Genomic DNA, 12,731 nt, shown 5'->3' on the forward strand with positions numbered 1-12,731 from the left:
TTATGATAAAAAAATTATTATTGTTATTCTGCTGTATTATAACTAGCTGTGGTATTAACTGCATAGAACCATGGTCTGGAGTAAGTAGCAGTAGTATTGAAATTGAAGTACCTCCAAAGGTTAAAAGAGGTTCAGCTGCTAGCTATTATTGGGTTGATTCTGGTGAAAGTATATCAGCAGACCAAACTCTAAAGATGACTGTCAGTGGTGCAATTAATTTATGTCCTAAAGATTCTAGCAATCCCAAAAACGTAATTGTACCTGCAGTTTTTTGTAGTGATGGAGCAATACCAGAATATAGTGACAGCAATGATGGCGCTGATCCCAAAAAAATATGTAAAAGCCATGGAGGATGGTTTAGCAGTAAAGGACGTTATGTTGACACTGGTCTAAGTGTTAATCCAGGTGATATATTAAATTTTAGCTTAATACCAAGAAAAATCACTATCAATGACTGTAAAAAACTGCCTCCAGGAGTCATTATTGATGGACCAAATGTTTATTACAGAGACAAGGATGGTAAGGAACCTGTAAGTTCCGTTGATGTTTGTAGGTCAGGTGGCAATTACTATATGAAAGGGGATGATGGTAGAATTTACGAAGCTCGTGACGAAAAAGGTAATAGTATAGGATCTATGAAGTTTGAGTCATTGCAAGGCAGAGAGTTTGATGTTTTAGTTGGTGATGGCTTTACCCCGTATGACAATAAAGTGCATCTTAGTACTGATAATTTTAAAAATCCAAATAGAGGAAAAGGATATTCAATTTGGGAAAAAGGGGCATTGCTGGATTTGCGAAATGTAAAACCAGATTTAAATAATAATATATGTAAAAAATATGGCAGAATTCAAAAGCTTGATTCAGTAGCAGAAAAATTCTCTGCGTATGATTTAAACTGCTTCTGCAGTAACATATGTTATAATCAAGGCCCGTGGGCAAGCGATAGTGGTATAAGTAGCGATAAAAATTGTATTTCTTCCATAAGGCATAAATTTAAAGGTAATGGTAAATGTAGTCTTAACACAGAAGATCTTGATTTAAATGAATATAATTTTACCACTAGCTGGGCTGAACTTTTGATTGCAAGAATTGATCAGTCAAAGAGTGAAGAGTGGAATATTAATGCTAGGCAGTGCCTTCCTGAAGGCACTGGACAATGTATAAACTATAATCGAAGCTTAAGTGATTTTAAAAAACTATCCTTACAACTTAATCATAATTATGTTGTGGGTAATGTGGAAAAAAATAGCCCTCTAATGTTGGGGATAGCAGATACAAGTAAAAATGAATACGACAACAACATTGGTGGATACTATGTAAAAGTACAAAGAACATGTCCACTTGCTGATGGTAAAAAATTATATATGTATATAAGCGACACTTCTCCTACTATGCTCCCTGGGGAAAGTGGTACTTTTCCTATATGTGAAAGTGATAATTGCAGCGGAGTCTACGAAATTAATACAGATAATAATCCTAAAACAGGCAAGATATATTTTGGTATTGATACAAGAGGTGTGCAAGATGAGCAATTTATAGATGTGAGTCAAGAATTTGTAAGCGCAAATAAGTATGTCATTAATGTTTTTCGCACTAAGTGGAATCCTATTTTTTCTAATTTTTTTATTAGTATTAGAGATGCAATATTAAATGTATTATATGGTGCACCTGCATCAACTGGTAATAGAGATATAAGTAGTGCAATCAATTCATCTCAAGGTGGTACGATTAGACAAATATACAATAATTACTCTACATCAAAACCTTTTTGGGATGGAGTTAGGGCTTTATTTGTATTGTATATTGCATTCTCTGCTATCGGTTATGTTCTTGGCTTAATTCAGCTGAGCAAATTTGACTTATCTATACGAATACTAAAAATAGCTTTTGTAATTATGATTTTTAGCCCAAATAGCTGGGAGTTTTTTAGTACTCATTTTTTTGCTCTATTTACACAAGGAGTAAATCAGTTAATAACTGCTTTTTCTGGTTATCTTGAAGCAGATGATTCTTTCAGATTTTTAGATCCAACTGTGGGGGTACTTCTTGCAGGTGATACTTGGCTTAGATTTTTATCATTGTTCTTTGCAGGCCCTATTGGATGGCTTGTATTCCTTATGATTATGTGGGGTAGTTTTAGTTTTTTTGCATGCATTTTAGAAGCGATGCTTATGTATTTTATGATGATAATATCCACATCTTTTTTGTTATCATTATCTCCAGTATTTTTCACCTTCATTCTCTTTCAAAAAACCAAGCAACTATTTGATGGATGGATTAAGCTACTACTGAATTTCTCAATACAACCAATAATCTTATTTGCAGCTTTAGCATTTTTAAATCAAGCATTGCTATCAATTTTATATACAATCACTAACTTCACTGCATGTCCTAGATGTATAGGAGAGTTTAAAATTTATAAGGATGAAGAGGGGAGCATTTGTTTATTTGAAGTGCTACTTCCTGGTGGTTTCTCTAATGATCTAAGTTTTACAGAAAGAATGAGGGAGAATGAAAGAGGTAATAGTTTAGATTTTTTTGGGTTACCATTTTCTATTACAGCCGTTTTGCTATATTTAATTATAGCAAATGCAATGAGGGGTTTTGCAAGAGTGGCTGAATCGATTGCATTGTCAATCTCTGGTACTTTGTCAAACATGATAGGCCATAGAGGTGCTGCTGTAGACAATGCATCGCAGGCATTACTTTCTTTGGTCGGTCTGGATAGAGATACTAAGCAAATTATAAATTCAGTAAGAAATCGACCTACTATCAGTCAAAGACCAGTTAGATTTGAAGGCTCTGATGCTAATGTAAGCCCAAGGTATCAGAGTGAAAACCTCAATGAAAGTTCTGAACCAACAGAAAATCTTGAACCTAAAAATCGAGCAACAGAAGCCGATATAAAGAGAAATAGAAGTAATCGCATGGCAAACGAAGATCCGTTATCAAAAAACTCAGGTAGGGACAATAAAGAAACACAAAGTGGTAACGAGTCAGATGAAGTATCAAGTGATAGAGAATCTAGTGAGTAACAAGATGAAAGAATACTTAAACTGCACAGTTAAGTTTATGAATAATAGTTGTTTCTCTTTTCTATTAAAAATATTGCTCATTTTAGTTTTGTTACTAGAAGTTGGTTGTGAACCAATTTCACCCTTTCCAAGGTGTATTTCTGCTGATAATTTTGGTCTTGAAGCAGTAACTACGTCTGCTTATTATCCTAAAGATAGTGAAGCATTTAAAGCTAAAGATGGAGAAAATACTGCTGTATTTTCTCCCAATCAAGTTGTTAGATGGGTTGATACGGGTTTAGTTACCAATGGTGAGCCTATAAAGGTCAGAACTAATGGCATGTGGACTTCTTGGGCAAAATCAAACAAACAATATACTTCAGCTGCAGGAATTATAACGTTATCAGATACTGAAAATGGTAAAGATAAATCTATTTATCAATCTATCATTCCTTTAGATAGAATTTGTGGACCTTATTCCATAAAAGATTCAATTATACCTGGATGTCCTGGCAACAAATGCCAATATATCGATGAAGGTCTTAAAGATGATGTTAAAAAAGGTGCTTATGGTGCACCATGTTGGTTCAGAAATGGTTATGGTGCATATTTGTTATTAAAACGTGATGGCGATCCAGATCCAAATGATAATGTAGACATTATGCGTTCTCCTAGGTCTCCGGTAGTGCATTTAGGATATAAATCAGCTGATGAAGGTGGATCAGGTGCTTTTTCTTCTATTGAACACCCTATTAAAGATGCTTCGTGCCAAAATGTAGAGTTACAACCGGGGTGGAAAGTATATATTAAGATATTAGATCGCTACTATTGGGATAATGCTGGAGGGTATGCTTTTGAATTTATAAGTGGAGTAAGACAAGAACGTGGGCTAATGATATTTGAAACCATTCGTAAAAAAGTCAAAGAGACTTTAATTACTCAAGGTGGTGAAGCAATATTCAAACGTATAGTAGAGAATGACTCGTATAAAAGTCTTGTGCACTCACTCTTGGTCTTATTTTTGATGATTTCAGCATTACTTTATATCTTAGGTATGATACAGCAACCAATGCCTGATTTTTTAGTTAGGGTTCTTAAGATATCACTGGTTTTAATGTTAATCTCACCTAATAGCTGGCAATTTTTTTATGATAATTTCCTGTCACTATTTATCAATGGTACTGATGCAATAATTGGCATGATAAACGGTCACTCTGGAATGCGCAGTTACAATCAAGATTCACCATTTGCTTTTTTAGATTACATGATACGAGATAAGATATTTTCTTCTATAGTGTGGAATATCAAGATGAGAGCGCTTATCATAAGCGAATTTGCTGGAATATTTGGTGTTCTTTTTATTATCGTTATCGTTCTCATATATGTTTTCTTATGTATATATGCGTTCGCTATATATCTTGCCGGGCTAATTGGAATATCGTTACTCATAGCACTCATGCCGATATTTTTTGTTGGTATCTTATTTTCAAAACTGAAATCGCTGTTTGATGGTTGGCTAACACAATGTATAAGCTTTTCTCTACAATCGATTATGATCTTTACTTTGCTTTCACTATTTGGTGCTCTTATAATGAACACCTATTATAGGTTGCTTGGGTTTACTGTCTGCTATAATAAGTGGATGGAAGTAAAACTACCTCCTATTCTTGAGAAAAGTTTTTATGACTGGACCCCAGGGCAAAAGTACGTACCAAAAGTTATTAATATCTTTGGTAAATCTAACGCTTGTGACAGTTTAAACTGTTCATACGATAGTGTATCTAGGTTTACATTTACTGGCGGCGGAGCAGTAATTCCTGTACCACCTGAATATACAGAGAAGGATTTTCGTTACATAGATTATCCTTATTTCGATCCAGATACAACTGGTAGTAAGAATCCAGATGGTGTTTCAGTAAAAGAGAACTCAAAATTCACTGAACTTGCAAATCTGCTAAACTCGCTTATGGCACTTCCTACAGTAAATGGTGATGCAATAGCAAGACTTGTTGAGGATATAAAAAGCGAAATCAAAAGACTTGGTTTAGGTAACAGTTCACAATTTTCTCAGATTGAATATTCACAAAATAATAATATTCCAGACAATTACGAACAACTTCAAAATGGTGTTAAAAACGCATTAATATTACTCATTGGCTCAGATAAGACTGACCCTACTCCTAAAGAAGAGTTAGAGCAACAATATGATTACTCAATAATTAAGAAAATAAGAAAGGGTTATTTAATAATATGGGAAGAACTGCTTATACTGCTTTTATTAGCGTTTTTAATATCCCTAATGCGTTCATTTGTAACCAATGTAGGTTCATCACTTGGCGGTGGTTCTCCTATGTCAACTATGCTTTCTGGGATATGGGATGGATTCTTCCATCCTTACAGTGGCGGTGTTGGTGGTAAGATAGGGCAATTTTTCTCTGAGTTGAAACATAGTTTTTGGCAAGACAAGATTGGTGGTGGTATTGAAAAAATAGGTGATGCGGTTGCAAACACAGTCAAGAGAACACCAATTTTGGGCACAGCAGTAAAATTCACATCTGAGGTGACAGATGCAATAACTATGCCAGATTCTGCTGAATTTAAATTTCAAAAGAAATTTAATAAGCAGATTAAAAAGCTTACTTACTATCGAGCTGTAGTTGGTTCACATCTGAGTTATTCTGGATTTGATGCTCTTAAACATCTTGGCAAGTATACTGTAGATAAAATATCTGGCGAAAAAGAAACCGAGTTGTGGAAAGATGTAAAGTTACAGCATAATCACTTTATGCAAAAACTCCGTGAGGAAATACTTGGTCCTGAAAAAGACAAATTATCTCCTTATTTACCACCAAAGGATCCAGAAAATGAGGAGTCACCTTTTCCAAGGGGTAGGCTTGCTAATATCTCAGGTCTTGATGATGAAAATGTTGACAGGGATATTGATAACGATGTTGAGCGTCCAATTACAAGTGATGAAGATATTGGTCATGATGTAGAACAACTTCAAGACTTTAATCAACATGCAGTACATTTAGATGAAGATAGAGATTTAAAGTTGGAAGAAGGTATAGATAATGAACCCCATGTGGATATGCGTCAATTACTAGATGAACTAAACAATTCAAGGCTGGAGCTACGTACAGGAGATAGTGATTATCCTGATTATACCTCAGAAGAAATAAGTCGTGGTACTACTTCTGATATAGCTATCAACGAAACTACACTTTCAGATGGAGATTATCAGAAAGGATTAGAAACTGAGCAAGATAATGAGAATCTATCGCCTCAAAAAGAAACAGAAGTGCCAAGAGATAATAGCCAATTTCAAACTAATGAAGATGAAAATTTAGAAGGACCAGAGGAAAGCTATTTGGATAAAGAAGAGATTCAATCTGTCACTCAAGATCGTGAAACTCCACAAGAAGAAAATAGTGATGTAGATTTGTCATCTCAAGAAGAGACAGGAGTATCAAGAGACGATGATCAACCCCAAACTAGTGCCTATAGGGAAAATCTGGAAGAATCAAGATGTTTAGACGAAGGAGAAGTTAAATCTGTCATTCAAGACTACGACAGCCCACAGAAAGAAAATTTTGAAATTTCAGAAGATATATCACAAGCGAATGATCAATCATCAACTGCAGAGGATTGTATTAATTCAGAGCAATTGAGTGTAGATGACAAATTGGAAAACAATGAAGAAGGAGCTCAAAAATTATTACAAAATAATGATCAAACGATAATTAATGAAAAAAGTAGCAGTGGGCAAAAGAAAGGTATCACTACAAAAGAAAAGCTCGATGAGTTAAAGGAAGGTCAAAATAAGAGAAAAGAGATTGAGGCTAGGATAAAATAGAACAGATAAAAAAGCAGCAGGACGATAATAGGGGTGAAAGTTAATAAAAGCAGTATTTAATAATAGATTGTATTTGAAATCATCTAACAAAAAACTAAGTTGAAATATAATCTTTCCTAAACTGAATGATAAACCTCAATAATAGAGTTACCAACAAGAAGAAGAAATGTTGATGCATTAGAGGTAACTTTTGATGGTATGCGAGCAATGTTCAATGGGGTTCAAATCAGGAGAATATGGAGGAAGATAGAGTAAATTGCCTTTTCAATTAATTCTCTTGTTTTAGCGATTTTATTGCATTATCGATAACTACAGTTGTATTAACAGGCAGCTCCGGTAGTGTTCTAACCATGTATTAAATACTTCTTTATCACAACCTTCAGTAAAGGTCAGAGGTGCAACAAATCTTCTTCCATCCTATTATGTTCTCGTCTTTTGCCAGTGCATGTATTTTCTCTCCTCTTGTCCATATTCTCTATATAATCTTTCATCTATATATACGATTGGTCTATTTTGGCAATTTTTTCGATAAATCTTTTTCATCTCTTGATAAATTTTTTTTAATGTGATTTTTAGCTGTTGTACCAAATTGCGCTTATTCCGAACCAATTTCATCTCTGCCAGCTGGATGCTTTTTTACATATTCTTCTAGGGGTCTATTTTTCGATGAAATTACCATTTTTTGCTGGTTTTAACCAACAGCTTTCTTTTTTAGCCATCTGTATAGTATTGCTATTCCAACAGCTCCACAACCTCAGCCTTTGATTCCCCTTTTTTAACTAAAGATAATCTCTTAAATCTACACTGTATGCCATTTTCCCTCTTCTAAAATTGTTCATTATACCTTTATCATTTACTTTGGAAAGTACTATACATAAATGAAGTATATTCTTTTTACATTTATCTTCAATAAACGGGTTTGCATTAAATTCCTCAATTAGTTTAAGACAAATATTAGTCTCACCATTTGCGCAACACCACATTAAGGCAAAAAGAATTTTCTACTTTATCAATATTGAAGTTTTTACTATTTGATAAACATTGTAGTATATCATTGAGTTCTTTGTTTCAAGCACGACTCACATGCATACATATTAACATAAATAGTGTTAAACCTGAACCATTAGTCAACAAAGAGTTAGCATCATTTATCTTATTTAATTCAAAAAATTCTTTTATATCCTTTAAGGTAACGTTCCAATAATTAACATCAAAATAAGTTCCACTAACATCATCATGTACTATTTTAAAGCTGGACTTCCCTTTTTTCATTCTTTCAATTGCAAGGTATTCTTCAGAATCTTGAAAATTTATGTTTTTAGTGGGCATTTTATTTTCCTAGACACTCTTAATTTACATCAACATGCTAATCTATGGTAATTATCTAAACATTGAAAACTTGGCCTTATAATAAAATTTGCAGGAAATGGAGCTTTTGAGACTTGCTTAAATTTCTGTGATAACTTCAGCCTTGCATTTTCAGTGATTTAGTATTGGTACAGTTTATTCCCACATCCCCCTCTAATCACTTAGTATATTAATTTAATTATTTTATTAAAACATAATTTATTGTTCAATAACTCAGCTTGTAAGAAAAAGAATAGGATGTAGAAAAAGTAACGAAAAAATAATTTATATTATCCTCCAACTTGTGGGCCACTTACCTCAATATTCATATTTGAAGATATTACTATTTTTTCCAATTGAGTTGTTATCTCCTCTTGATGTTGAGCCTCTACATGACTATTAGCATTTTTATTGATAGATTTACTACTTACCTTTTTTTCAGATTTAGTATTAACTTCATCGATATTTCTTTCAGCTAATTTTTCAACTAGATCTTCAAAACACTTTTTAACAAGAGGCATCATAATTAGAACTAATAATTTACGTGGATCATAGCATTTTAATAAGTCGGTTTCTCTTTTTACTCTATGTTTTGGATCCTCTTCAAGCAAGTTTGTTATCTGTTTTTCAGCATATATCTCACAGCTTTTAGAGAATATAGGTATTAACACTTCAGTAATAAGTAAAGTCGATAATGATAGAACACCAAATATCACTATACCAACGTCAAAACCATTAGAGACAAAAAAACTTCTTGCTAGTAAATAAGCAAAAAAAACTGGCATAGGATAAAAAACAAAAAACTTATAGCATAACATAATACAATTCTTTCTCATGATATAGCTATCAGTAGAAATGTAATGATCTGCATATTTTTCATTTACATAATGCTTATCTATCAAAGCTAATATCGATCCACCCACATAAGCTGAGAGGAATAATGATAAAAGTAAATATTGTATAGTACTACTGCTAGTAGTTAGCCAAGCAGGAGGTTTAATACAATATATCATCTCAGCTAAGACAAGAAGAAATAAAATACATATTTTTGCTTTTGAGGCATTAGAAAGTAGGTGATTTTTACGCTCTAAAAACTTTGGTATTAGTACAGCCTTATCTTCTCTAATCAAACTTTGTTTTCTTAGTAATGGAAAGATGTATTTCAGTAAAGACATGCTAGGTGTTAACAAAAGCTTCTCTAAATATGCAAAAGCGAAACTACGACTATAAGACACTCCTGGCCTTGAATCTTTTACTCTACCTATTAATGAAAAATCTGTAGCATATTCTCTATAATATTTATCATCTTTTTTAAACGTCCAATTTTGTTCATGTGATCTAACATTTTCTATTAACTTTTCAAAGTATTCATACTGATTATGAGATGAAATATCCTTCTTTTTTAGCGTAAGATACAATTGTTCAAAGCTTTTTCCTACTACTTCTTCTTGAGTAATATTAAATTTTTCAAATAACTTTCTTCTATAATGAAATTCTTCTGCAGTTAAGTGACCATTACTTTCAGCATTAATATCAATTTTAACGCAAGGATTGCCTAACTCTAAGGGTTCAATATATTTTTTAAGTTCTTGATAAGATTTATGGATTTGATTAAATCTATCTGTACTTCCACCTTTATCAGGATGGGCCACTAGTATTAATTTTTTATGCTGTTTTTTAAGAAATTGACTAAGCTCTTGATAATCCTTATCAACTACTTTATCACTTGCTACTTCTAATATACGGAATAAATCAATACCATTATTAAATTCTTGCTGAGTAAGAGTAAAATGGTTAGCTATAATTTCCCCCTGCCAAAATATAAGCATTAATGATAAATTAAGTATGTTTCTTATGCAAAGATAAAGTTATGTTCAATCAGTTATCTAAGGAGAGAAAGTTGCCTTCAAAGTCGAACTTGATAATTCCCCGTCACCTAGCTTCTTTCTGATTTGATTGAGTGGGTTTGATTTCAAAATACTCATATCAGAGGCAAGGGTGCCACTCAATATATATATCGCTATGGATTACAAAATCCTGCTAGATTGTTTACAGGGTTTTAGAGAGCCTAAATGACTTGCTTTGTCTCGTAGTTGGAAGTGCAAGCTGAATCAAGCGTTGATGTTAATTTTATAGCATGTTATAATAATTTTTTAGGGGGAATTACATGACTTGGGATATTAGTGCGCCCGGAGATTTAATTACTATTGATTCAGTAAATAACACTTGGTATCAAAGGTTATATTTACAAGCTGAAAAATTTTATCGTTATGGCATACAAGCTAATGTAACTGTAAAGTTACAAGATAACAGCGATAACTCTGCTCCTTTATTCAATTATTATTGCTCTTCTGAAAGTAATTTTCCTTCACTTGGCTCAGATAGCCTTTTGAATTTGGAAGATGCTCTAAAAGATGAATCTCAAAAGATAGGTAGCACTACTATAGATGAGGAGTCAGATCAGGAGAGCTTTGTATTTTTAGATTACGAGGAAAAAGACATTGTCGAGCTTTATGAAGCTGCTGTAAACTTACCCTATTGGCAGATGAAAATAGCACTTATTAACATGATGGATATAAATGCAAAGATTTCTGCTGAAGAGGCAAAATTAATGCTCATAGCCAGCAAATCTGATTATCCAGCAATAAAAAGTAAAGTTAGTGCCTTACTTGATAAAGAACACTTTCGTTCTCTGATATTAATGATGCTCTTTTCTAGTAAGGAAAGTGCTGAAATAATTCTAACAGAGCTTGTAGACAAACCTGAACTAGAAAAACTCATGGAACCTGTAGAAAATGAAAACATAACTTTTTTAAAAGCCATATCTTGTTCTAAAATTGAGAATGAAGAAGTAGTACTAAAATTAGTTAGTAATATAAACATAAAGTACACGTTAAGGTTGATTGAATCAGCAGCTGAGCTTGGGAATTTAGCCCTTGTTAAATGTGTGTTAAATCTAGTTAAGGAGGAGAAACTTCAAAGAAGAGCAGTTGATATAGCTTTACTTGCTGCAGTAGATTCAGAACAAGATCAAGTGGTGAAGTTTCTTTACGAAAATTACAAAAGTTTTTTTATAAACGCAATAAAAAATAATAACAAAATTAAAGAAAGTGCTAAGAAACAATCTTCAAAGGGAAGAATATCAGCAGAAGAGATATATAAGATATTATTCTCATTTGATGAGGATATAGTTTTAAGCAGCATAAGAAATTTGTATAGAAGTAACTACCATTTCAGTAATTATATAGGACTAGATGATATAAGGAATTTATATAGAAATGAACCAAAATTTTCTGATTATGAAGGATTGGATGGTATACAAAATTTATTTAAAGAAGATAGTGATGTAGATATACAAAATAGAGACAATATGCAAGTAAAATTTTTCCCTACAAAAGGTGATGGTAATTGTTTTTTTCATGCTGCATTTGGTGATAAGACTTCTAATGTATACGAAGCAAAAGAAGCAGCAGCAATGAGAGAGGAATGGCACAAATTTTTAAGCCAATTTCAATCTTTAGATGATCCAAAGATGCCAAAATCTCTTAAAGATCAATTAGAAAAGGTTTTTAATTTTTTCTTAAATAATCCAAAAGATTTAACAAATAGATCAGAGGCAATTAAGAACTTAGCTAACAAAACAAACAAAGCTATTAGTAAAGCCAATAAAAAAGTTATAAAACTAAAAGATAGAATTATTAAAAAATTTTTTAAAGATCAGCACTTTCGAAATCAAATATATAAGATAATAAAAACAGCTATTAAAAACCGTAATATTAGATCTCCAGGTAATATAAAAAATATACCTAGCATTCAAGACTTATTGAATAATGAGAATCAATTGCGTAATGACATTCAAGAAGATTTTCATTCTTGTGTGCTTGAATTAGAACCCGATCTTGATGAGAAAGCGCATAACTTTAATGCTATCAAAAACTCATTTTTCAATGATGCTACACTTTATAAAGCTTATTTAAATGCAATAGGGACTAGAGGTTATTTTGTTTTTTTCGAAGAAATTCCTATTTTAGCATCTTTAGCTAATACTAAGATTATAGTTTATGATAATAATAAAAGAAATTCTCAAATATTTGAGCCGAAAGAAGAATTATTAGGGGGATATAAATCAAATAAAGAACTTTGGGGGATAAAAAAGGAGGTTACAATATACCATGAGGGATCACATTACTCACGCGCTAATACAGAATTCTCTTTATTTAACCCTCAGCCTATTGAAAATAGAAAATCAAAGATTGTTTTTTCATCTATAGCTGGAGGTGTTGTAGGAGGAATATTGTCATATTTAGTAGCAACAAGCCTTTTACTTAACTTATGGTGGATGGCTGTAGGGATCGCATTAGGATCAGTAGTGGGATTTGCAATATCTTACTATTTAACAGAACCTCAAATTGAAAATACTTTTATTAAAATGCAGCCAGAATGTGTAACTACATAGCTTCTATAAAACTTTTGTATGTGATTTACTCCTCTAAGATTTGAATACATAGAAATTT

Annotated in this window: 7 protein-coding genes; 3 read left to right on the forward strand and 4 right to left on the reverse strand. The window is 32.5% G+C overall.

Annotation, left to right across the window (positions count from 1 at the left end):
* The first annotated feature begins 2 nt into the window (after positions 1-2).
* Entirely contained in the window at positions 3-3,035 is a 3,033-nt protein-coding gene (locus AACL09_RS03390; RefSeq protein WP_339046924.1) for a type IV secretion system protein, read from the forward strand.
* On the forward strand, positions 2,986-6,870 hold the full coding sequence (locus AACL09_RS03395) for a type IV secretion system protein (protein ID WP_339046925.1): 3,885 nt from the start codon (positions 2,986-2,988) through the stop codon (positions 6,868-6,870). The genes AACL09_RS03390 and AACL09_RS03395 overlap by 50 nt, the downstream gene beginning before the upstream one ends.
* A gap of 177 nt (positions 6,871-7,047) precedes the next feature.
* Here the strand turns inward: AACL09_RS03395 and AACL09_RS06410 are convergent, their stop codons facing one another.
* The 4 genes from AACL09_RS06410 to AACL09_RS03410 all read right to left on the reverse strand — a co-directional run bounded on the left by AACL09_RS06410 (position 7,048) and on the right by AACL09_RS03410 (position 10,046).
* Entirely contained in the window at positions 7,048-7,095 is a 48-nt protein-coding gene (locus AACL09_RS06410) for a hypothetical protein (RefSeq protein ID WP_339048971.1), read from the reverse strand.
* A gap of 554 nt (positions 7,096-7,649) precedes the next feature.
* A complete protein-coding gene (locus AACL09_RS03400; RefSeq protein ID WP_339046927.1) occupies positions 7,650-7,853 on the reverse strand; it encodes a hypothetical protein in 204 nt (67 codons plus the stop codon).
* A gap of 85 nt (positions 7,854-7,938) precedes the next feature.
* Positions 7,939-8,199, reverse strand: coding sequence for a hypothetical protein (locus AACL09_RS03405; protein ID WP_339046929.1), 261 nt, complete (start codon positions 8,197-8,199; stop codon positions 7,939-7,941).
* 308 nt (positions 8,200-8,507) lie between these two features.
* A complete protein-coding gene (locus AACL09_RS03410) occupies positions 8,508-10,046 on the reverse strand; it encodes a J domain-containing protein (RefSeq protein ID WP_339046931.1) in 1,539 nt (512 codons plus the stop codon).
* 338 nt (positions 10,047-10,384) lie between these two features.
* On the opposite strand from AACL09_RS03410, the gene AACL09_RS03415 reads away from it, so the two are divergent.
* Positions 10,385-12,673, forward strand: a complete 2,289-nt coding sequence (locus AACL09_RS03415) for a hypothetical protein (protein WP_339046933.1) — start codon at positions 10,385-10,387, stop codon at positions 12,671-12,673.
* Positions 12,674-12,731: the final 58 nt, after the last annotated feature.

It is taken from the genome of Candidatus Mesenet endosymbiont of Phosphuga atrata, assembly GCF_964020175.1.
Taxonomy (GTDB): domain Bacteria; phylum Pseudomonadota; class Alphaproteobacteria; order Rickettsiales; family Anaplasmataceae; genus Mesenet.